At 63.2% G+C, this 20742-nt stretch carries 21 protein-coding genes; 5 read left to right on the top strand and 16 right to left on the bottom strand.

Going from position 1 to position 20742, the window contains the following annotated elements; translation table 11 throughout:
* Window positions 1-4: 4 nt before the first annotated feature.
* Together TM49_RS06050 and TM49_RS06055 are read left to right on the top strand one after the other, a co-directional pair.
* On the top strand, window positions 5-928 hold the full coding sequence (locus tag TM49_RS06050; protein WP_045684850.1) for a nucleoside hydrolase: 924 nt from the start codon (window positions 5-7) through the stop codon (window positions 926-928).
* Window positions 925-2694, top strand: coding sequence for an adenine deaminase (locus TM49_RS06055; RefSeq protein ID WP_045679969.1), 1770 nt, complete (start codon window positions 925-927; stop codon window positions 2692-2694). The genes TM49_RS06050 and TM49_RS06055 overlap by 4 nt, the downstream gene beginning before the upstream one ends.
* 6 nt (window positions 2695-2700) lie before the next feature.
* On the opposite strand, the gene TM49_RS06060 is transcribed toward TM49_RS06055, so the two are convergent.
* The 4 genes from TM49_RS06060 to TM49_RS06075 form a co-directional block, all read right to left on the bottom strand.
* Window positions 2701-3897, bottom strand: a complete 1197-nt coding sequence (locus TM49_RS06060; RefSeq protein ID WP_045679970.1) for a M20 aminoacylase family protein — start codon at window positions 3895-3897, stop codon at window positions 2701-2703.
* Window positions 3898-3970: 73 nt separating this feature from the next.
* Window positions 3971-4828, bottom strand: a complete 858-nt coding sequence (locus tag TM49_RS06065; RefSeq protein WP_045679971.1) for a D-amino-acid transaminase — start codon at window positions 4826-4828, stop codon at window positions 3971-3973.
* Window positions 4829-4902: 74 nt separating this feature from the next.
* A complete protein-coding gene (locus TM49_RS06070; RefSeq protein WP_045679972.1) occupies window positions 4903-5646 on the bottom strand; it encodes a sulfate transporter family protein in 744 nt (247 codons plus the stop codon).
* Window positions 5647-5721: 75 nt separating this feature from the next.
* Window positions 5722-6246 carry a hypothetical protein gene (locus TM49_RS06075; RefSeq protein ID WP_045679973.1) on the bottom strand — a complete coding sequence of 175 codons (525 nt, stop codon included), beginning with the start codon at window positions 6244-6246 and terminating at the stop codon, window positions 5722-5724.
* A gap of 459 nt (window positions 6247-6705) precedes the next feature.
* Here TM49_RS06075 and TM49_RS06080 point away from each other — a divergent pair, with 459 nt between their 5' ends.
* From TM49_RS06080 to TM49_RS06090, 3 genes are all read left to right on the top strand, one after another.
* Window positions 6706-6936 (top strand): hypothetical protein, encoded by a 231-nt coding sequence (locus TM49_RS06080; RefSeq protein ID WP_045679974.1) that lies wholly within the window; start codon window positions 6706-6708, stop codon window positions 6934-6936.
* Window positions 6937-7192: 256 nt separating this feature from the next.
* A complete protein-coding gene (locus tag TM49_RS06085; RefSeq protein ID WP_045679975.1) occupies window positions 7193-7423 on the top strand; it encodes a hypothetical protein in 231 nt (76 codons plus the stop codon).
* A gap of 77 nt (window positions 7424-7500) precedes the next feature.
* The gene (locus tag TM49_RS06090) at window positions 7501-7734 is read left to right on the top strand and encodes a hypothetical protein (RefSeq protein ID WP_045679976.1); all 234 of its coding nucleotides are present in this window, start codon (window positions 7501-7503) and stop codon (window positions 7732-7734) included.
* A 93-nt stretch (window positions 7735-7827) separates the two neighbouring features.
* Here TM49_RS06090 and TM49_RS06095 read toward each other — a convergent pair whose 3' ends face one another.
* From TM49_RS06095 to TM49_RS06145, 12 genes are all read right to left on the bottom strand, one after another.
* Entirely contained in the window at window positions 7828-9936 is a 2109-nt protein-coding gene (locus TM49_RS06095; RefSeq protein WP_045679977.1) for a GumC family protein, read from the bottom strand.
* Window positions 9937-10367: 431 nt separating this feature from the next.
* A complete protein-coding gene (locus TM49_RS22930) occupies window positions 10368-10511 on the bottom strand; it encodes a DUF1127 domain-containing protein (protein WP_082074633.1) in 144 nt (47 codons plus the stop codon).
* Between the two features lie 156 nt (window positions 10512-10667).
* Entirely contained in the window at window positions 10668-11318 is a 651-nt protein-coding gene (locus tag TM49_RS06100) for a TetR/AcrR family transcriptional regulator (protein ID WP_045679978.1), read from the bottom strand.
* Window positions 11319-11330: 12 nt separating this feature from the next.
* Window positions 11331-12869, bottom strand: a complete 1539-nt coding sequence (locus TM49_RS06105) for a tripartite tricarboxylate transporter permease (protein ID WP_045679979.1) — start codon at window positions 12867-12869, stop codon at window positions 11331-11333.
* The gene (locus TM49_RS06110; RefSeq protein ID WP_045679980.1) at window positions 12866-13366 is read right to left on the bottom strand and encodes a tripartite tricarboxylate transporter TctB family protein; all 501 of its coding nucleotides are present in this window, start codon (window positions 13364-13366) and stop codon (window positions 12866-12868) included. Before TM49_RS06110 ends, TM49_RS06105 begins: the two co-directional genes overlap by 4 nt.
* Before the next feature lie 145 nt (window positions 13367-13511).
* Window positions 13512-14519 (bottom strand): tripartite tricarboxylate transporter substrate binding protein, encoded by a 1008-nt coding sequence (locus TM49_RS06115; protein ID WP_045679981.1) that lies wholly within the window; start codon window positions 14517-14519, stop codon window positions 13512-13514.
* Between the two features lie 142 nt (window positions 14520-14661).
* Window positions 14662-15480, bottom strand: a complete 819-nt coding sequence (locus tag TM49_RS06120; RefSeq protein ID WP_169749073.1) for a sugar phosphate isomerase/epimerase family protein — start codon at window positions 15478-15480, stop codon at window positions 14662-14664.
* Window positions 15481-15493: 13 nt separating this feature from the next.
* On the bottom strand, window positions 15494-16651 hold the full coding sequence (locus TM49_RS06125) for a dihydrodipicolinate synthase family protein (protein WP_045679983.1): 1158 nt from the start codon (window positions 16649-16651) through the stop codon (window positions 15494-15496).
* The gene (locus TM49_RS06130) at window positions 16648-17796 is read right to left on the bottom strand and encodes a Gfo/Idh/MocA family protein (RefSeq protein ID WP_045679984.1); all 1149 of its coding nucleotides are present in this window, start codon (window positions 17794-17796) and stop codon (window positions 16648-16650) included. Before TM49_RS06130 ends, TM49_RS06125 begins: the two co-directional genes overlap by 4 nt.
* A gap of 147 nt (window positions 17797-17943) precedes the next feature.
* On the bottom strand, window positions 17944-18570 hold the full coding sequence (locus tag TM49_RS06135) for an alpha-ketoglutarate-dependent dioxygenase AlkB family protein (RefSeq protein WP_045679985.1): 627 nt from the start codon (window positions 18568-18570) through the stop codon (window positions 17944-17946).
* 4 nt (window positions 18571-18574) lie between these two features.
* Complete coding sequence (arfB, locus tag TM49_RS06140; protein ID WP_045679986.1) at window positions 18575-19012, bottom strand: alternative ribosome rescue aminoacyl-tRNA hydrolase ArfB; 438 nt, start codon at window positions 19010-19012, stop codon at window positions 18575-18577.
* 95 nt (window positions 19013-19107) lie between these two features.
* Window positions 19108-20715: a phosphoenolpyruvate carboxykinase gene (locus TM49_RS06145; protein WP_045679987.1), complete on the bottom strand. Its 1608-nt coding sequence runs from the start codon at window positions 20713-20715 to the stop codon at window positions 19108-19110.
* Window positions 20716-20742 lie beyond the last annotated feature (27 nt).

Raw genomic sequence — 20742 nt, forward strand, 5'->3', positions numbered from 1 at the left:
GGGCATGGGTATCTGGATCGACACCGACATGGGCTTCGATGATATCGCGGCCATTCTCACCGTTGCGGCGGCCGGGTTCGAGATTGACGGCATGTCGCTGGTCTTCGGCAACGCCGTCCTGGCGCAGGTGGAGCGCAATGCCGCCGGTGCGGCAAAGGCCTTTTGCTGGTCGATGCCGATCCACTCCGGCGCCGACCGCGCCGTGATCGGTACGACGGAGACGGCCTCATCCATCCTCAGCGAGGCTGGCATGCCGACGGCGGGGCTCTCGCTTCCCGAAGCGGGCCTGCCGCCGACCGCCCCGGCGCTTGAAGCTCTGTGTGGATGGCTCGGTGATGGCGCTGGCGAAAAACGGATCCTTGCGCTTGGGCCGCTCACCAATATCGCGATCCTCTGCCTTGCCCGCCCGGACCTTGCGAAAAACATCACCGAGATCGTCTGGATGGGTGGCGGCGTTTCGCTCGGCAACCACACGGCGTCCGCCGAGTTCAACGCGCTTGCCGATCCGGAGGCGGCGGCGATCGTTCTCTCCCGAGCCGTGCCGCTGACCATGGCTGACCTCGACTTCTGCCGCAAGGTGAGGCTCAGGGCCGATGACATCCGAACACTCCGGCTAAGGGCCGGCCGCAATGCGGCTCTGCTTGCCGATCTGACCGAGGGCTTCCTGTCGATCGCGCTGAAGCGTGGTGCCAGCGAAATGCCTTTCTTCGATCCGGCGGCTGCAATTGCCTTCTGCCATCCGACCCTCGTCAGCCTTCAGCCGGTGCGCATCGACATCGAGACAGCCGGCACGCTGACGCGCGGCCGCACAGTGGTCGAGACGCGGCCGCACAAGGCTAAGTTCAATGCCCGCATCATCAGCGATGTCGACGCCGATACCGCTCATGACCTGATCATGATCGCACTTGCCAGCGAGGCTGCCCGATGACCGCGTCTCTTAACGATCCGGATCTTCGCGCCCGCGCCGTCGCCGCTGCGCGGGGGGATGAGCCGTTCGACATGCTGATTGCGGGAGGCACTCTGGTCGATGTGGTGACGGGCGAGTTGCGCAAGGCCGATATCGGTCTTGTCGGGCCGTTGATTGCCGCAGTCCTGGCGCCCGGCAGCCGCCGGGATGCCGCCAGAATGGTCGATGCCTCCGGTGCCTTCGTGGCACCGGGCCTGATCGACATGCACATGCATGTCGAGAGCTCAATGGTAACGCCGGCGACCTATGCCGGTGCGGTGCTGAAGCGCGGTGTGACCACGGTCGTCTGGGATCCGCACGAATTCGCCAATGTGGCAGGCCGCGGCGCTGTGGACTGGGCGGTTGCCGCCACGCGCGACCTGCCGCTTGAAGCCATCGTGCTGGCGCCGTCCTGCGTGCCCTCGGCCCCCGGCCTCGAGCGGGCCGGCGCGGACTTTGGCCCGGTCGCCGTTCAGGACATGCTCGCAGCATCCGAAATCGGCGGCATCGGCGAAGTGATGAACATGGAAGGCGTGATCGCCGGCGACGAACGCATGAGCGGCATCGTCCAGGCCGGGCTTGCCGCCGGCAAGCCGGTGTTCGGCCATGCCCGCGGCCTTTCGGGCGAACGGCTGCAGGCCTTCATGGCCGCCGGCGTATCCTCCGATCACGAACTGACGTCGGGAGACGATCTCATCGAGAAGCTGCGCGCCGGGCTGACGGTCGAACTGCGCGGCTCTCATCCCTATCTCTTCGCGGAATTCGTCCGGGCTCTGAAGGCGCTTCCGATCTGGCCGCAGACGCTGACGCTTTGCACCGACGACGTTTTCCCGGATGATCTGGATGAAAAGGGCGGGCTTGACGCGCTGGTTCGGGCGCTGGTCGGGCTCGGTGTGCCGCCGGTGCAGGTGCTGCAGGCGGCAACGCTGAACGCGGCCATGCGGCTCGAACGCCCCGATCTCGGCCTCGTTGCCGCCGGTCGGCGCGCCAACCTGGTGGTTTTCGAGGATCTGGCGCAGTTTGCAACGCGCCGGGTGATCGTCGATGGCGCGATCGTTGCGGCCGACGGCGGCATGACCGTCGCTCTTCCGGCGCATCCTTCGGGCGCGCTGAAGAACACGATGAAGGTGAAGCCGCTCTCCGCCGAGGACTTCCGGGTGAGAGCCGAAGGCCGCAAGGTCGAGGTGGCCACGATCGACCAGCCACGCTTCACCCGCTGGGGAAAGACCGTCGCCGACGTTCAGGACGGTTTCGTCGTGCCGCCTGCCGGGACCACGCTGATCAGCGTGGTGCACCGCCACGGCCACGCGCCGGCCGTGCCGCAAATGGGGTTTCTCACCGGCTGGGGTAACTGGCGCGGGGCGATCGCCACCACTGTCTCGCATGACAGCCACAATCTGACGGTGTTCGGCGGCAATGCGGAGGATATGGCGTTGGCAGCGAATGCGCTGATTGCGGCCGGCGGCGGCATGGCCGTCGCTTCAGGTGGCAAGGTCGAGGCGCTCTTGGCGCTGCCGCTGCTCGGGCTGGTCAGCGACCGATCGCTTGCGGAGATCGCCGCCGAATTCGAGAGGCTGAAGGAGGCAGCCGGCGCCATCGTCGATTGGCAGCCGCCCTACCTCACCTTCAAGGCGCTCGTCGGCGCAACGCTTGCCTGCAATGCCGGCCCGCACCAGACCGACATGGGCATTGCCGATGTCGAGACCGGCAGCGTTCTGAAAAGCCCGGTTCTGAGCGTCATTGACTGACGGCGCTCAGGCGTCCGTGCCGGGCAGTTCGGTTTCCACGACGCGCGCCCACCAGGCCGCGCCATAGCCGATGGCGTCATCGTTGAAATCATAGGCGGTGTTGTGATGCAGGGCGCCGTCGCGTGCGGGGCCGTTGCCGAGCCAGACATAGCAGCCCGGGACCTCGTTTCCGAGGTAGGAAAAATCGTCTCCGGCGGTCGAGGGCGGGAAGCTTGTGCGGGCCTTTTCGCCGAACACGCCTGTCGCGGCCGCAAGCGCCTGTGCCGTCGGTTCCGGTGCGTTGACCACCGGCGGAATGCGGCGGATGAAGCGGTATTCGGCGGCGATACCGAAGGAGGCCGCCATGCCATGCGCCAGCCGTCCGATCTCCTCTTCAAGCTGGTCGCGGGTCTCGGGCGAATAGGCCCGCGCGGTGCCGCCGATCTCCACGTGATCCGGGATGACATTCAGTGCCTTCGGATCGCCCGCCTGCAGCGAGCAGGCGCTGACGACGGCGGGCTGTAACGGATCGACCACACGGCCGACAATCGTCTGCAGCGCCGCAATGAAATGGCCGGCGGCGGTCACCGGATCGCGTCCGAGATGCGGCTTGGCGCCGTGGGTGCCGGTGCCCCTGAAGGTCACCATCCAGCTGTCGGACGAAGCAAGCTGCGGACCTTCGACCACGGCCATCTCGTCAACGGCAAGCCCCGGCATGTTGTGCAGGCCGTAGACCGCATCACACGGGAAAAGCCGGAAAAGCCCGTCCTCGACCATCTTCTTCGCGCCGCCGCGGCCTTCCTCGGCGGGCTGGAAGATGAAGTGGACCGTCCCGGAAAAGCCGCCGTTGCGGGCGAGATGACGGGCGGCAGCAAGCAGCATCACGGTATGTCCGTCATGGCCGCAGGCATGCATCTTTCCGGGCACCGTGCTCTTGTAGGGTCTCTCCGCCGTTTCCGGCATGGCGAGCGCGTCCATATCGGCGCGAAGGCCGATGGCGCGGTTTCCGTCGCCGCGCTTCAGCGTGCCGACCACGCCGGTGCCACCCAGCCCGCGATGGACAGCGATGCCCTCGGCTTCCAGCAATTGCGCGACAATGGCGCTGGTCCGTGTCTCCTCGAAGCCCAGTTCCGGATGGGCATGCAGATCGCGGCGAAGCTCCGTCCAGAACGGGAGATCGCCGGCGATCGCATCCGGTATCGGGTTTCGGGAAACGTCATCCATGGTGCGGGCCTTCTCTTGGGATCGTCGATGCTCCGGCTATAAAGCAAAGCCGACCCGCGCCCAAGCCCTGCGCTCAGATGGCGTTGGCGCGCCGGTCAGCGATATAGAGCTCGCGCAGCTTCATCGTCAGCGCGCCGGGCTTGCCATCGCCGATCGCCTTGCCGTCAATGGAAACCACCGGCGTGATGAAATTGCTGGCGGAGGTATAGAAGGCTTCCTTGGCGGCAAGCGCCTCTTCGACGGTAAAGGCCCGCTCTTCCACCTTCATGCCGTTGCGCGCGGCAATCTGCAGCGCACTGGCGCGGGTGATGCCGGGCAGGACGACATGGCTCAGCGGCCGGGTGATGACGACATCGTCGGCGGTGACGATATAGGCGGTGGCGGACGTCTGCTCGGTGATCTCGCCGTCGCGCACCAGCCAGGCATCGTCGGCGCCCTTGTCATGGGCTTCCATCTTGGCGAGGCTCGGGTAGAGAAGCTGCACGGTCTTGATATCGCAGCGGCCCCAGCGGAGGTCTTCCATGGTGACCACGGCGATGCCGTTCTTCGCAGACTTGGTTTCGGTGACCTGCTTCTTCTGGGTGAACATGGAGAAGGTCGGCGTCATGTCCTTTTCGAACATGAAGTCGCGATCGCCGGGATTGCCGCGCGAGACCTGCAGGTAGATCAGGCCCTCGGTCATGTCGTTGCGGGCGGCAATTTCGCGGTGGAGCGAAAGCAGCGTCTCGTCATCGACGGGCATGTTGATGCCGATCGCGCCGGTGGAGCGTTTCAGCCGCGCCGCGTGGCCATCATAATCGAGCAGCTTGCCGTCGAGAACGCAGGTCACTTCATAGATGGCATCGGCAAAGACATAGCCGCGATCGAAGATCGAGACCTTCGCCTCTTCCTCAGCCAGCCATTCCCCGTTCAGATAGACAATCCGGCTCATTCCCGCTCTCCGTCTCTGGTCGTTTCGCCTGTGTTTCGGTGATAATGGCAAGTAGTCTTCGATACAAGATGTAATCAGTCGATGTTTGTTGCGTATTTCTGCTCTTTTGTCGCATCAATCTGAGCGGAAGGGGTCAGCCGCTTGAGCAGGTGCAGCATGAATGCGGTGGCGAACAGCGGCGTTGCCAGATTGACGATCGGGATGGCCACGAAACCGGCAATCACCAGGCCACCGAGGAACACCGTCAGCGCACGCTTTCGCCGCATCGCCCGCGCCGCTTCAGGAGACATGAAGCGCATGGCCGCGAATTCGAAGAACTCCCGGCCGAGAAGATAGCCATTGACGAGGAAGAAGGCGATCAGGTTGACGCCGGGTACGAGCAATAGCAGCAGGGCGAAGATGTTGCCGATGATCACCACGCCGAGAAACTTGAGCGAGGCCAGGAGGGCGGCAAGGGCCGGCATGGCCGTGCCCGGCGGATCGTCCGGATAGTGAAGCGCCTCGATATGGTCTGCCGCGTCATCAAGAAAGATGCCGGCGACGAGGGCGGAGACGGGCGCCATCAGGAGGGCAAGGCCGAGCGCCAGCCCAACGGCTGCGAGCAGGAGCAGCACGAAGGAAATCCATCCGGCCCAATCCGGCATGGTTGGAAACAGGCTCTCGATCCAGGGGAAGGCGAGCCAGAGGAAAACGGCCCGCACCGCAAACCAGAGGCCGATGAGGCATAGCAGCGAAAGCCCGAGGACCTTCCACAGGATGCCGCGCATCTTGGGGTCGAGGATGTCGTAAATTGCCCGGCGGGCGGCATCGATCAGCATGTCGTCCTTGGCCCCACATCACGAAAAGGGTGTCATCGCGATGTAGGGCCGATAGGGGCTGTCTGCAAGCAGCCGTCAGTCATGGGTGTCCAGCCAGTCGAGGCTCTGGCGGAAGCCGCTGAGATCGGCCTCGGCAAATTCGCTCACCTCCGGTCCGTCATAGGCGACGGTGATCTTCGTCTTGCCTGCCTTCGCGGCATCGAGCACCGGGTCAACGACCGACGGATCGGCCGTGACATAGCCGCCCTCGGCGGTATCACGCTTCAGCTCGGCAACGGTGACCGCGGCGACGACCTTGTCATCGACGCTGATCGTGTAGGTGCCGTCGGGGCTTAGCAAATCGTAACCCTCGGGCGAGGGCAGCACCATGGAAAACGGGCTCCCGGCCTTGGCGTCGCGGATGAAGGCGGGGATGGCGAGGCCGCCGTCCTCGGGCGGCAAGCGATCGCTGGTGAGCCGGCAGGACATCGCGCTCGTGCAGGCCGCCATCCAGGTGTCGCCGACACTTTTCGCGCCGGCGTCGGCGGCATTCGCCTGGAGGGCAAGAAGGCCGATCGTCGATATCAGGGCACCAGTATAGAAGAGTGAACGCAGTTTCATGAACATCTTCCTTTCTGTCCATCACGCGCTGCGCGCGGACCTCGCCGGGGCACAGCGGGTCGTGAGGAAGCGCTCCGAAACGGCCGAAACTGTGACCTGACGGGCATCGGATGATGGCCGTTGTGAGGGATTTTTCGGACGCCAAACGAGAAAAAAATAAAATTTTCCGTACGGAAATTGCTCACAACCGGGACGATAAGCCATCAAAATCAGCGCCGCAGCTGCCAATGCGGCCCGATTTGCGAGGAGCGATTTAAGCCTCTGTTTTCAGGATGATTTCGCCCCCAAAATGCGGCGATCGCCATGCCGAATAGGCGTTTGCGCAGAATCTTCAAGGGCAATTGCCGTCAACGTTTTGAAGACAGAGCGGTACTCAAAAAGGTCTCTTGTTGGTCGGGTGATTAAACTTATATCCCGGCTCATCAAACGCAACACTGAACGTTTTCAGGAGAGACTAACATGAACAAGATTTTCGCATCCGCAGCCCTCGTAACCGTCCTGGCCGCCCCTGCCGCTTTTGCGGTTCAGCCGACCGCCATTCCGGACACCGGCAAGCTGACCAAGGCTCCCGTCGGTTCCGCCGTCGAAATCCGCGCCAAGGACCAGTTCGGTAACGAATACCAGAACATCTTCCAGGTTGCCGAAGACGGCTCGCTGGAATTTGTCCATCAGCTGCCAGAAAGCAACTGATGACGAACCGGAGTTAATGGGGTCCGCTGCACGACCTGATGGTCATCAAAAAAATTGCATCAGACCCCTTTTCTCCTCTTGTTAATCATCTGATTAAACCTATATCTGTCTTACCAGAGCAAAGAGCGCTCCGACCCATTCACGAGCCGGCACCCGAAGCTCTGAGGATTGAAATCGCGCATGATTGGCATGACTGTCCCTTCCTCCCGGGACGACGGCCAGATGCGCAGTTTATTTCTCTGAAGGAGAGAGTGTCATGAACAAGATTTTTGCATCCGCAGCCCTCGTAACCGTCCTGGCCGCCCCTGCCGCATTTGCGATCCAGCCGTCTGCCATTCCGGATACCGGCAAGCTCACCAATGCGCCCGTTGGCTCCGCGGTCGAAATCCGCGCCAAGGACCAGTTCGGTAACGAATACCAGAACATTTTCCAGGTGAAGGAAGACGGCTCGCTGAAGCTCGTCGACCAGGTTCGCCAGAGCGACTAATCGCGAAATCATAACAGATCATGGGACGGGGCCGTTCGCGGCCTCCGATCCCGAATGACATCAAAGGAAGAAACACCATGAAGAAGATTCTTGCATCCGCAGCCCTGCTGTCCGTCCTCGCCGCCCCGGCCGCCTTTGCCCTGCAGCCGACCGCTGTTCCGGACACCGGCAAGCTGACCAAGTCGCCGGCCGGCAGCACCGTGCAGATCCGCGCGAATGATCAGTTCGGCACCGAATACAACAACTATTACGTTGTGCAGCAGGACGGTACGCTGAAGCTGGTAGACCAGGTTCGCCAGAGCGACGACTGAACTGCGTTCCCTCGGGACAGTCGAAAGAAGGGCGACCGCCAAGGCGGTCGCCCTTAATTTTTGTCCGGATTTCCGGAAGGCCTGAACGACGAGCTATTTGCTCAGATAATACTTGTCATCGTAATGGGCGGCATAGCCATACCCGTAGCCATAGCTGTAGCCGTAGCGCTTGAAGCCATTGGGGTCGATCTGGTTGAGCACGACGCCGCCGATGACCTTGTCCTCGAACAGCCGGATCGCTTCTTCAACCTGCTGCTGATGGGTCGAATCCCACTTCACCACGAACAGCACCATGTCGACGAACTGGCTGACGACGCGGGCATCGGGCACGATCAAGGCGGGCGGCGTGTCGATGACGATGACATCGTAGCGTGCGCGAGCCTCGTCAAGCAGGGTGCGCATTCGCTCCGACGAAAGCACGTCGGCCGCGTTGGCTTCGGACTTCTCGCCGAACAGGACATCGAGGCCGTGTTCCTCGCTGTGCCAGACCGCCTCTTCCAGCGCTACGCGCCCGGTGAGCACCGATATCACGCCGGCGAGGGTCTTCGGACGCGAGAAATACTGATCGAGCGAAAGGCGACGGAGGTCGCCCTCGATCAGCAGCACCTTCTTGCCCATGCCGACGAAATTGAGCGCCAGCGCCGCGCCGGTCGTCGTCTTGCCCTCGCCGGGGATGGCCGAGGTGGTGACGAGCACCTGCGGCGGCTTGTCGATATTGCCGAGCAGGACGGAGGTTCTGAGATTGCGGACGGATTCGGTGACCGGCGACGTCGGATTGTCGCGAATGAAGGTCAGCACGTCGCGGCGCCCCTTGCCGGCTATCAGCGGGATCTGTCCGAGCACCGGCAGTCCGGTGGCCTCTTCGATCTCCTGCGATGAACGGAAGGTCTTGTGGCGCATCTCCATCAGCAGAACCAGGCCGCTGCCGGCGCCGAAGCCGAGCATGGCGGAAAGCAGCACGATCAGCTTCTTGTTCGGCTTGGCCGGAAAGACCGGCTGCACCGAATAGGAAATGATCCGGCTGTCGGCCTGCTGAATGCCCTGCTGGGCGGAAGTTTCCTTCAGCCGCGCCAGGAAATATTCGTAAAGCGTGCGGTTGGCCTCGGCTTCGCGGGTCAGCTGTTCAAGCTCGACGGAGGCGTCGCTTTCGGTCTTGATGCGCGTTTCAAGCGCCTGTTCCGAGGTTTCGAGCACATTCAGCTGTTCCTGGCTGCGCTGCACCGTGCTGCGGGCGTCGGTAAGGATGGTCTGGAACCGCGTTTCGAACTGCGCAGCCGCCGCCGGATCGCGCGGGGCGCGGCGGGCGAGGTCGGAAAGGAGGGCATCGCCTGCGGCCTCGGCCCTGCCGTCATAGCCCTCGGCCGAAGCGAGCCTCTCCAGGAGGGCGGTTGATTCCGCGAGGTTCCGCTTGTTTTCCGCAACCCTGTCGCGGACCGACTTCAACTGGCGCTCGAGCCCGGTCAGGACCTCGGGCGAGATCATCGGCGTTTCGGTCTTGAAGTTCTTGACCGCGTTTTCGGAGTTCTCGAGGCTGATTTTCAGCTCGCTGACCTGATCGGTGAGCCAGTTGATCGCCTGCACTGTCGCATCGCGCTTCACATCGATCTGGCTCTGCACATATTGCTTGGCAATCGTATCGGCGATCTCGGCTGCCTTTGCGGCATCCTCGGACAGCACCGTGATCCTGAAGGCGGTGGTATTGGGTACGACGGAAACACTGTAGGCGTTCAGGAGCGAATCGACGACGCGGTCGTGTGTTGCCGCGTCAGAGGGCACTGGCGCATCCGACTGCGGTCGGGCTCCGATAGAGCCCAGTATCGCGGCCTTCATCCTCGAAATGAGGCTGACCTCGCGAAGAGAGGAGTTGAACTCAGGGTCGGCTGTCAGGTCGAGGGTATCGACGACGTTGCCGGCGAGGATGCGCGAGCGCATCACCTGGATCTCGGTCTGGATGACGGTGTCATCGCTTGTCAGCTGGCTGATCACGCTCGGCAGGTCGATCACCTGCTCGGCCTGACTGTTCAGCATGACCACGGAAGACGCGCTGTAGATCGGTTTCGTGACGAAGAACGCGTAGTAGAAGCCGACAGCCGCGAAACACAAGGTCACGGCAAGGATGATGAATTTTCCCCGCCAGAACAGCGAGAACAGCTTCCCGAGGTCGATTTCGTCATTTTCGATGTATTCTTGACGGTCTCTCATCTCACCCAGATTCTAAAATTGAAGTAAGTCGCTGAAAATAAATTAAAAAATCACAACCGCCCTGACGCACGCCGTTTCGCAATTCGCGTTGCCAATCGCCTCCTCCGTCCGTTGTGTTGGCAACATAGCGGAACAGAGACGCGGAGGCATCAGATTTATCGAGAATAATTCAGAAAATTAGCAGATTCCGAATTTCAGGGGGAAGCGCGTTCCGGCCACTAGGGGCCGAGGGCGAGCCCCAAAGGCCCTTGTCGCATTGTGTGCAGACAAAAGAAAACGCCCACCGGGGGAGGAGGATCCGGTGGGCGTCATCGGTTCGGCCGGCGACTGGGAGGAGGAGTATCGCTGGCCGAGATCGGAGGCGCCGGGAGGAGGAGAGCGCAACTCCGATATTCATGTTGATCCGGGCAAACCCGGATCAGAAATCTTTGTTAGAACGAGGCCTTGCGGGCGACGCGACGGATGTCCTGACGGTCGATGCCGAGGTCATGCAGTTCGCGGTTGCTCATGCGGCCAAGTTCGGTAACCGTTTCGCGGTACTTGAGCCAGTTGCTGAAGGAACGGGTCATGCTCATTGTCCGGTCTCCTGTGTTGGTCATTGCTTCGCTCTTGTTGACCTACATATACGCGGACGATCCGGAGTGAGGCAGTGGGGCAAGAGCAATGCCCCTATGCAAAAAACGCAGAGCTCGAAAATCCGGCCGCTCAGAAAATGAGCATAGCCGTGCACCTCATCCGTTCTGCTTCAGCCAGCCGATGACGGCTTCGGTGGCGCGGCGGGCGTGGGCATTCAGCCCTTCCTCGGAGGTATCGAAACCGAAAACCTCTGCAAGCGTAAAACGGTTGGACACCGGGAAATAGCAGAGCGAGGCGATCAGCAGATAGACATCGACGGGCCGCGCCTCGCGCAGGAAAACCCCGTCACGGCGACCGCGTTCGAGAACGTCGGCGAGTTTGACCAGCAGTTTGGACTGGATTTCGCGGCGGTCGCCAATGCTGCCGACCGAGGACCCCTTCCTCAGGTTCTCGGTGTTGAGCATGGTGATGAACCAGGGCCGGGTGCGGAAATGAGTCATGGTGAACATCACCAGTGCCGCCACCGCGTCTTCCGGCGTCAGTTCGTCGAGGTGAAGTTTTTCCTCGCCGGCGCGGATCTGCACATAGGCTTCGCGCAGCGCGGCCTTGTAGAGCTCGTCCTTGTCGCCGAAATAATCGTAGAGCAGCGGCTTCGACAGGCCGGCTTCGGCGGCGATGCGGTCGACGCGGGCGCCGTCGTAGCCGACGGAGGAGAACTCGTCGAGCGCCGCCTGCAGGATCGCCGCGCGCGAAGCCTCCGCATCGCGCGTGCCCCGTTTCGTCTTTACCGCTGTCCGCCTTGCCACGCCGATCTCTCCTTAATTCGCACTCATATCTTCCCCGTTAGCATCGCCACGCCGCCGTTTGAAGCTTGCAAACCGGCGAACGGCCGGAATCGAGAACAGGATGGTGAGTGTGATCAGCACCGCGAAGCCGGCGGAAACCGGCCTTGTGAAGAAGGCGGTGATGTCGCCATTGGAGAGGATCAGCCCGCGCCGGAGGCTCTTGTCGAGCAGGCTGCCGAGGATGATGCCGAGCACCAGCGGCGCCATCGGGTAGTTGAGACGCCTGAGGACATAGCCGCCGACACCGAAGGCGAACATCACCCAGATATCGAAGATCCGCTGGGAGAGCGCATAGGGGCCGATGACGCAGAGCGTGAACACCATCGGCATCAGGATCGTGCGCGGCACCTGCAGCACCTTGACGAAAAGCGGCGTCAGCGCCATGCCGAACAGACCCATGGCGATGGTCGCGAAGATCAGCATGACGGCGATGAGATAGATCATGTCCGGCTGGTCGAACATGATCATCGGGCCGGGGCGGACGCCATGCAGGAACAGCGCCGCAATCAGCACCGCAGCCGAAGCCGAACCCGGCACGCCGAGCGTCAGCGTCGGGATCAGCGAGCCGGGAACGACGGCGGAATTGCCGGTCTCGGCCGCGATCAGCCCTTCCTGGCTGCCCTTGCCGAACTCTTCACGCTCCTTCGAGTGGCGCTTGGCGGCGGCATAGGATCCCCAGGCGCCGATATCCTCGCCGACACCCGGAATGATGCCGACCAGCGTGCCGATGATGCCGGATTCGAGCACAGTGCGCTTGTAGCGCCAGACGCTCCCGAAAAGCTCCTTCAACGGCGCGGGCACCGATTTTGCCCTGGCCATCTCCGCGGCCGGAAGCGTCATCGCGAACAGCACCTCGGCAAAACCGAAAGCGCCGACCATGGCCGGGATCAGCTCGATACCGCCATTCATCTGCTGGACGCCGAAATTGAAGCGGACGAAGGAGTGAATGCCTTCCGAGCCGATCATCGCCACTGACAGGCCGATCAGTCCGGCCATATAGCCCTTCAGCGGTTCGCCGGAATGGGTGAGCTGACCGGAAATGATGATGCCGAACAGCGCCAGCCAGAAGAATTCGTAGGAGCCGAAGCCGAATGCGGCTTCCGCCAGCGGCGGCGCGATCATCACCAGCATGGCGATGCCGACCAGCGTGCCGAGCATGGAACCGAGGGTGGCGATCGCCATGGCGAGGCTACCCTTGCCCTTGCGCACCAGCGGGAAGCCGTCGAGCGCGGTGGCGGCACTCGCCGGCGTGCCGGGAATATTGAGCAGGATGGCGCTGCGCGAGCCGCCATAGATTGCCCCGACATACATGCAGATCAGCACCATGATCGCGGTGTTGCGGTCAAGCGAATAGGTCAGCGTCGTCAGAAGCGCGACGCCCATCGTCGCCGTCAGGCCGGGCAGCGCGCCGACGAAGATGCCGAGCAGCGTCGCCCAGGCGACGTTGAACAGCATCATCGGCGTTGTAAGTTCGGCAAAGGCGCTTGAGAGCGCGTCGATGACAGGGGTCATGGCAGGCGCACCAGAAACAGATCTTCAAAAAGGTATGACACCGCGCCGCCGAAGAGGATCGCAATCACCAGCGCGCGAACGATGGTGATGATCATGGCGCGTCGCGGCATGCCGGGCGAGAGCTCGAAGACGAGCATGAAGGTGGCGACGAAGAGGCTGCTGGCCACCCAGAAATGGATGCGACCGACAAGCACAATGGCATAGAGCGCACAAAGCGCGATCAGGCCGGAAAGCCGCAAAAGCTCCTCGCGGGTCACTAAGCCGCTTGCCCGGCGCTCGTCTTCACCATCGCGGCTGCGCAGGATGCCGACAAGCTGAAGGCTCGCGACGATGGTCATGGCGATGCCGAGCACGATCGGCAGCAGGCCCGGGAAGCTTGCCGGCGGGATATGACGCACTTCCAGCCGGTCCATGGTGTAACCGCCAATAAGCTGCGCGATCCCGACAGCCAGCAGGATGGTCGCGACGGCAATGTCGACGGAGCGGATTTTCAGCATGAAGCCTCCGAGGAAATTGGATGAGACGGCAGCGAAGCCGCCCCGGTTTTGTGGTGCTGGAAGACGGCCTCGACGTCTTCCGCAGGCCCCTCCACCAGAGATCTCCCCCTCAAGGGGGGAGATCGAGTGGAGCAAGCGGCCGACGTTACTCCGGGCAGGTGAGACCGACTTCCGACGGGTCCTTCACCGCTTCGCCACGGGCCTTCATGGCGCAGGCCTCGTTGGTGGCCACCGGAATGGCGCGGGCGCGAGCCTCGTCGCCATAGCTCGGCGCGAAGCTTGCGCCGCGCTGATTGGCATAGTGCTTGAGCTCTTCCGAGTTCATCACCTTGTCGGCCCAGATCTGGTCGACCGTGTCGTAGACTTCCTGCGGCGCGCCCTTCGGGATGAAGACGCCGAAGTAATCCGGTGCGACATCGAGATCGAGCCATTCGGTGACCGGCGGGATCGGGTCAATGCCTTCGATCTCGAGCGGCGTGTCGGAAAGCACGGCGAGCGGACGCAGGCGTCCGGCCTTGATCATTTCCGTCTGCTCGACGGCAAGCTGCGTGGTCATGTCGACTTCGCCGGAAGCGGCCGCGATGACGGCCGGATTGCCGCCGTCATAGGCGACCATGCGCGCGGTCATGTTGCCGCCTGCGGCATCGTTGAGCGTGGCATAGGCGGTACCGCCCGACGAGGTAACGCCGGCGGTGCCGACCGTGACGTCGCCGGTCTTCATGGCTTCCAGCAATTCGCCGAAATCCTTGTAGGGGGCGTCGGCGTTGACCGATATCAGCGGCGCGTTGGCGACGTGCAGATAGATCCGGTAATCGTCGATGTTGGAGTCTTCGAGCAGGCCGGAAACCGCATAGGTGGCGTTGTTGGCGATCGCGTTCGCGGTCCAGGTGTAGCCGTCATGCGGGGCGTCCATCGCCGCCTTGGTGCCGATCGAGCCGGATGCGCCGGGCTGGTTGACGACGACCACCTCGGTGCCGAGCGCCTCGGCCAGGATCGGGGCCACGACACGGGTCACCTGGTCGGTGGAGCCGCCAGCGGACCACGGCACGATGATGTTGATCGGCCGGTCTGGCTGCCAGGTTTCGGCAGAAGCCGCGCCGGCGGCGAATACAGCAAAAAGCGCCGCGGAAGCGGCCAGTTTCGTGAATGTCATAGTCATGTCTCCTCCCTTGACTACTAGCTGGTAGGTTACGGTCACATGACGACCTGTCAAGTCACCGCAAGCGCAGTGTCCGGCCCGATGCTCCTCCCGTGGAGCCCGTATGGGCCGCCTGCCTGCGCGGCAGGCAATGTGGTCAGCAGCAGGTGGCGGCGCGTTCGATGATGATTTCCATCACCTCGTCGGCATCGCGCTTCCACCAGTTCCCCGCCGAAAAGATCTCCACCTCGTTCAGTCCCGAAAAGCCCTCAGCCTCCACGGCGGCGCGAAGGCCCGGAATGTCGATGACGCCATCGCCCATCATGCCGCGGTCGTTCAGCATGTCGGTGGTCGGCACCAGCCAATCGCAGAGATGGAAGGCATAAAGCCGCTCCTTGCCGGCACGGGCGATTTCGGCCTTCACCGCCGGATCCCACCAGATGTGGTAGACGTCGGCGGCAACGCCGATGCCGTCACCAAGTCGGTCGCAGATATCAAGTGCCTGCGCCAACGTGTTCACCGCCGCACGGTCGGCCGCATACATCGGATGCAGCGGCTCGATAGCGATCTTCACGCCGACGGTGAGGGCATATTCAAGCGTCTTCGCCAGGCCGTCCTCGATCATGGCACGGGCGCCGTCGATATCGCGGCTCCCCTTCGGAAGGCCACCGACCACCATGACGAGGCATGCCGCCCCGATGGTCGCGGCCTCATCGACGGCAAGGCGATTGTCGGCGAGCACGGCATCGGTCAGCGCGCCCTCCTCCGTGAACCAGCCGCCACGGCAAAGTCCGGAGACGGCAAGGCCCGCATCGCGGATCTGGCGGGCGGCCTTCTCGGCACCAAGCGCCTGCAACTGGTCACGCCATGGCGACAGACCGCCAAAGCCATGGCGGGCACAGCCTTCGATCGCCTGATCGAGCTTCCACTGTGCCCGCGTGGTGGCGGTGTTGAGAGACAGCCTTTCGGGTGTGATCACAGCCATGCCATCAGACCCCGATGCCGTGGGTGGCCATCACCAGCGCGGTGCGGGTTGCGGCCATCTCGGTATCCGCGATCAGCCCGGCGGCATCGGCAAGGCGCACGATATCGGCCAGATGCTGCGCCGAGCGGGCGCTCTGCTGGCCACCGAGCATGGTGAAGTGGTCCTGATGGCCCATCAGATAGGCTAGGAACACGACGCCGGTCTTGTAGTAGCGGGTCGGCGCCTTGAAGATGTGGCGCGACAGCGGCACGGTCGGCTCCATCACCGCGCCCCAGCGCTGCATGTCGCCTTTCGCCAACGCCGCAAGCCCGGTCGCGGCAACCGGCGCGATCGGATCGAAGATGCCGAGAAGCGCGTGGCTATAGCCGTGATCGTCGCCGGCGATGAGTTCGGGATAGTTGAAATCGTCGCCGGTATACATCTTCACGCCATCCGGCAGCCGGCGGCGCATGGCGATTTCCTTTTCCGCCGAAAGCAGCGAGATCTTGATGCCGTCGACCTTCGCGGCATTATCCTCGATCACCTTCAGGCAGGTGTCCATTGCCACCATATGATCGGTGCTCGCCCAGTAGCCCTCAAGCGCCGGGTCGAACATCTCGCCGAGCCAGTGCAGCACGGCCGGTTGCTTCAGGCCGGAAAGAATGCGGCCATAGACGAGGGCATAGTCGTCGGCGCTTTTGGCAACCTTGCAGAGCGCGCGCGAGGCCATCAGGATCACCTGACCGCCGGTCGCCTCGACCGCTTCGCACTGCATTTCATAGGCCGCGATCACATCGTCGATGGTCTTGGCATCGGCCGGGTCGAGGTGGTCGGTGCCTGCGCCGCAGGCGATCGAATGACCGCCGGCCTTCGCCTCCTTGACGGAGCGCTGGATCAGCTCGAGCGAGGTCGGCCAGTCTATGCCCATGCCGCGCTGGGCGGTGTCCATGGCTTCCGCAACGCCGAAGCCGAGTGACCAGAGATGGCGGCGGAATGCCATCGTCTTCTCCCAGTCGACATTGCAGTCGGACCAGGGATTGTTATCGGCGAGGGGGTCGACCACGACATGCGCGGCGGCAAACACCTTGCGGTTCCAGTCGCCGCCATCGGGCGCTACGCTCGTGCCGGAAAAGGCGAATTTCTCGATGCCGCCGGCGGCGGTCGGAAGGCTGACGGTGCTCATATGCCGAGATCCTCCAGATCGACCCAGCGGCGTTCGCGGGCGCTCTTGTAGCCAGCTTCGGCAAGTTGCACGCCCTTGGCGCCTTCGGTCAGCGTGTAGGCCCAGGGACCGTCTTCCAGTACATGGCGCAGGAACTGTTCCCACTGCACCTTGAAGCCGTTGTCGAACACGGTGTTGTCCGGCACTTCCTGCCAGTCTTCGAAGAAGTTCATCTTCTGCGGTTCGTCCGGGTTCCATACCGGCTTCGGCGTGTTGGCGCGGTGCTGGCTCACGCACTTGTGCAGGCCGGCAACGGCGGAACCATGGGTGCCGTCGATCTGGAAGGTCACGAGATCATCACGGCGGACACGGGTGCACCAGCTCGAATTGATGTGGGCGACGATATCGCCTTCGAGCTGGAAGGTGGCATAGGCCGCGTCATCGGCGGTCGCCTTGTATTCCTTGCCCTCTTCGTCGAAACGGGTCGGGATATGGGTTGCAGTGGTGCAGGAGACCGATTTCACCGGGGCGACGACATTGTCGAGCACATAGCGCCAGTGGCAGAGCATGTCGGACACCATGCCGCCGCCATCTGCGGCGCGGTAGTTCCAGCTCGGGCGTTGCGCCGGCTGGTCCTCGCCGGTGAAAACCCAGTAGCCGAACTCGCCCTTCACGGACAGGATCTTGCCGAAGAAGCCGTTATCGCGCAGCCGCTTCAGCTTGACGAGGCCGGGAAGGTCGAGCTTGTCGTGGACGATGCCGTTCTTGACGCCCTTCGCCTTGGCATAGCGGGCGATCTCAACGGCCTCTTCGAGACCCTCGGAAACTGGCTTCTCGGAATAGACATGCTTGCCGGCATCGATCGCCTTCTTCAGAAGCGTCGGGCGCAGCTTGGTGGAGGCGGCATCGAAGAAGATAACATTGTAGGGGTCGGCAAGAGCCGCATCGAGATCGGTGGTGACGCGCTCGACACCGTGGCGCTTCGCCAGTTCCTCGATCTTGGCGGCATTGCGGCCGACGATGATCGGGTCCGGCATCACCTTGCGGCCGTCCTTCAGCCTGATGCCGCCTTCAGCGCGAATGGCAAGCACCGAGCGGATAAGGTGCTGGTTCATCCCCATGCGGCCGGTGACGCCGTGCATGATGATCCCGATCGTATCTGTCATGAAGTCCTCCCTTTAGTGGTTGTTACCTACCAGTTAGTAATAAATGCGTCAAGCAGCCGCGCTAAGGGAATATTATGACGGCTGGACGGCTTGGGTAACTCTTGAAGTGGTGTCAGCCTGAGTCGGACGAAGATGCGCTGGCGGGCCTCAGATCGGCGTCACGCGCCGTAGCGTCAGATTGATGCGGCCGCCGTTCTTCAGAAGCGTTGACGTGCCGGGATAGGTGCGGGTGACACCGTGATAGGCGAGGCGGCTCTTGCCGGCCAAAAGCACGATATCGCCGCTGGCAAGCTTCAGCGACTGCGCCTTGTCGCTGCGCTCGGTCCCGCCGATGCGGAACAGGCACGTGTCGCCGAGCGAGATCGAGAGCACGGGGGCGGCGAATTCGGCCTCGTCGCTGTCCTGATGCATGCCCATCTTGGCCGTATCGTCGTAGAAATTGACGAGGCAGGCCTCGGGCGGGGCTTCGAAGCCGGCAAGCTCCTGCCAGAGTGCCAGCAGGCGTTCGGGGATCGGCGGCCAGGGCTTTCCGGTGGCCGGATGGGTCTCCTGATAGCGGTAGCCGCGCGCCTTGTCCGTCACCCAGCCGAGCCTGCCGCAATTGGTCATCCTGACCGACATCGGTTTGCCGGTGCGCGGCATGGTCGGCACATAGAGCGGGGCTGCGGCCACGACGGCGCGGATCTCGCCGACGAGGACCTCCTGCGCGGCGCGATCGAGATGGTCGGGTAGATACCGGAAGCCGTCCGGCAATGCCTGTTTCTCGGTTGCCATCGCCTCAATCCTCCCGGGTCGGCTTGGCGCGGGCCTTCTTGATGTTGGCACGGCCGGCCTTTGCCTTCAGGCGCCGTTCGATGGAGCCCTTTGTCGGCCGCGTCTTGCGCCTTGCCGGCGGCGGCGGGGCCGCTGCCTCCAGAACCATTTCCTTCAGCCGCTCGCGTGCATCCTCGCGGTTGCGCTCCTGGCTGCGGAAGCGATTGGCCTCGACCAGCAGCACGCCGTCCTTTGACACCTTGCGGCCACCGATGCGCAGGAGATTGCGCTTTACCCGCTCGGGCAGCGAGGGCGACGACAGCACCGGAAAGAACAGCTGAACGGCGGTTGCGACCTTGTTGACATTCTGCCCGCCCGGTCCGCCGGCGAGCACGAACTGCTCGGTCAGCTCCCAGCCGAAAATGGTGATGTTGTCATTGATGAAGAGATCGCTTGAGGCCATGGCGCGTTATCACATGGCCGCACCCCGCCCCGCAAGACGGAAATGGCCCGGCGCCTTGCGGCGGCCGGGCCTGCTCCTCCTCAGGAACGCTTGGTTCAGGCGGCCACCAGCATATGCGGGGCTGCCGCGGCAACACCGGCATCCACATGCGCCTCGAACTTGGCGAAGTTCGCCACGAACATGTCGACCAGCTTCGCCGCCTGCGCATCATAGGCGGCCGCATCGGCCCAGGTGCCACGCGGGTTCAGGATCGCGGTATCGACACCGGGGACCGCCACGGGTACGGCAAAGCCGAAATATGGGTCGGCGCGGAATTCGGCATCATTCAGGCGGCCGGAGAGGGCCTCGGCAAGCATCGCTCTTGTCTGGCGGATCGGCATGCGTTTGCCAACGCCATAGGCGCCGCCGGTCCAGCCGGTGTTGACCAACCAGCAGGTGACGCCGTGGCGGGCTATCAACGCCTTCAGCAGATTGCCGTATTCCGCCGGATGACGCGGCATGAAGGGGGCGCCGAAACAGGTGGAGAAGGTCGCCTCAGGCTCGGTCACGCCCTTTTCGGTGCCGGCCACTTTCGCGGTGTAGCCCGACAGGAAGTGGTACATCGCCTGGTCCGGTGTCAGCCGCGCGATCGGCGGCAGCACGCCGAAAGCGTCCGCCGTCAGCATGATGATCGTCTTCGGATGCGGCGCGAGGCCGGTGGCCGAGGCATTCGGAATGAAATCCAGCGGATAGGCGCAGCGCGTGTTCTCGGTGAGCGAACCGTCATCGAAATCCGGAACGCGATCTCCGTCGAGAACAACGTTTTCGAGCACGGTCCCGAAGCGCTTCGTGGTGGCGAAGATTTCCGGTTCAGCCTCGGCCGAGAGGCGGATGGTCTTGGCGTAGCAGCCGCCCTCGAAATTGAAGAGGCCGTTTTCGCCCCAGCCGTGCTCGTCGTCGCCGATGAGCGTGCGGGCCGGGTCGGCGGACAGCGTCGTCTTGCCGGTGCCCGACAGACCGAAGAACACGGCCGCGTCGCCATCTGGCCCGACATTGGCCGAGCAGTGCATCGGCATCACGCCTGCCGGCGGCAGCGCGTAGTTGAGCGCAGTGAACACCGACTTCTTCATCTCGCCGGCATAGGAGGTGCCGGCAATCAGCACCAGCCCGGCCTCGAGATCGCAGGCAATCACCGTCTCCGTGCGGCAGCCATGGCGGCGCGGATCGGCGGCAAAGCTCGGCAGGTTGATGATGGTGAGCTTCGGAATGAAGCTCTCGAGCGCCGGGCGTTCGGGCCGCAGCAGCAGGTTGCGGATGAACAGCGCATGCCAGGCGTATTCGGTGATCACGCGCACCGGCAGCCGGCTCTCTGCATCTGCGCCGCCGGCGAGATCCTGCACGTAGAGTTCGCGGCCATCGGCGTGGGCCAGCATGTCGGCCCTCAGCAGGGCGAAATGCTCGGGCGTCATCGCCTTGTTGTTGTCCCACCAGATATCGTCGCGCGTGGCATCGTCGATCACGATGAACTTGTCCTTGGCGGAGCGGCCGGTGTGCTGGCCGGTCAGCGCCCTGAGCGCCCCGTCGGCGGTCAGCACCGCCTCGCCGCGGGCAAGCGATGCCTCGCACAGTGCCGCCGGCAGAAGGTTGTAGAACACCGAAGCCGGGGCGTTGAGGCCCTGGGCTGCGACTGGACATGCGAGATTGTAGATGCCGTGCTCCGCCACGCTTTCACTCCTCTTGACGAATTCAAT

It is taken from the genome of Martelella endophytica (assembly GCF_000960975.1).
Classification (GTDB): domain Bacteria; phylum Pseudomonadota; class Alphaproteobacteria; order Rhizobiales; family Rhizobiaceae; genus Martelella; species Martelella endophytica.

What these genes read in the sequence shown, in the direction of transcription:
- arfB (WP_045679986.1), bottom strand. Translation starts at nt 19,012, where the DNA reads ATGGCCTCAAGCGATCTCTTCATCAATGACAACATCACCATTTTCGGC.
- TM49_RS06055 (WP_045679969.1), top strand. Translation starts at nt 925, where the DNA reads ATGACCGCGTCTCTTAACGATCCGGATCTTCGCGCCCGCGCCGTCGCC.
- TM49_RS06065 (WP_045679971.1), bottom strand. Translation starts at nt 4,828, where the DNA reads ATGAGCCGGATTGTCTATCTGAACGGGGAATGGCTGGCTGAGGAAGAG.
- TM49_RS06090 (WP_045679976.1), top strand. Translation starts at nt 7,501, where the DNA reads ATGAAGAAGATTCTTGCATCCGCAGCCCTGCTGTCCGTCCTCGCCGCC.
- TM49_RS06050 (WP_045684850.1), top strand. Translation starts at nt 5, where the DNA reads ATGGGTATCTGGATCGACACCGACATGGGCTTCGATGATATCGCGGCC.
- TM49_RS22930 (WP_082074633.1), bottom strand. Translation starts at nt 10,511, where the DNA reads ATGAGCATGACCCGTTCCTTCAGCAACTGGCTCAAGTACCGCGAAACG.
- TM49_RS06115 (WP_045679981.1), bottom strand. Translation starts at nt 14,519, where the DNA reads ATGACATTCACGAAACTGGCCGCTTCCGCGGCGCTTTTTGCTGTATTC.
- TM49_RS06110 (WP_045679980.1), bottom strand. Translation starts at nt 13,366, where the DNA reads ATGCTGAAAATCCGCTCCGTCGACATTGCCGTCGCGACCATCCTGCTG.
- TM49_RS06135 (WP_045679985.1), bottom strand. Translation starts at nt 18,570, where the DNA reads ATGGCAACCGAGAAACAGGCATTGCCGGACGGCTTCCGGTATCTACCC.
- TM49_RS06075 (WP_045679973.1), bottom strand. Translation starts at nt 6,246, where the DNA reads ATGAAACTGCGTTCACTCTTCTATACTGGTGCCCTGATATCGACGATC.
- TM49_RS06085 (WP_045679975.1), top strand. Translation starts at nt 7,193, where the DNA reads ATGAACAAGATTTTTGCATCCGCAGCCCTCGTAACCGTCCTGGCCGCC.
- TM49_RS06125 (WP_045679983.1), bottom strand. Translation starts at nt 16,651, where the DNA reads ATGAGCACCGTCAGCCTTCCGACCGCCGCCGGCGGCATCGAGAAATTC.
- TM49_RS06070 (WP_045679972.1), bottom strand. Translation starts at nt 5,646, where the DNA reads ATGCTGATCGATGCCGCCCGCCGGGCAATTTACGACATCCTCGACCCC.
- TM49_RS06130 (WP_045679984.1), bottom strand. Translation starts at nt 17,796, where the DNA reads ATGACAGATACGATCGGGATCATCATGCACGGCGTCACCGGCCGCATG.
- TM49_RS06080 (WP_045679974.1), top strand. Translation starts at nt 6,706, where the DNA reads ATGAACAAGATTTTCGCATCCGCAGCCCTCGTAACCGTCCTGGCCGCC.
- TM49_RS06095 (WP_045679977.1), bottom strand. Translation starts at nt 9,936, where the DNA reads ATGAGAGACCGTCAAGAATACATCGAAAATGACGAAATCGACCTCGGG.
- TM49_RS06105 (WP_045679979.1), bottom strand. Translation starts at nt 12,869, where the DNA reads ATGACCCCTGTCATCGACGCGCTCTCAAGCGCCTTTGCCGAACTTACA.
- TM49_RS06060 (WP_045679970.1), bottom strand. Translation starts at nt 3,897, where the DNA reads ATGGATGACGTTTCCCGAAACCCGATACCGGATGCGATCGCCGGCGAT.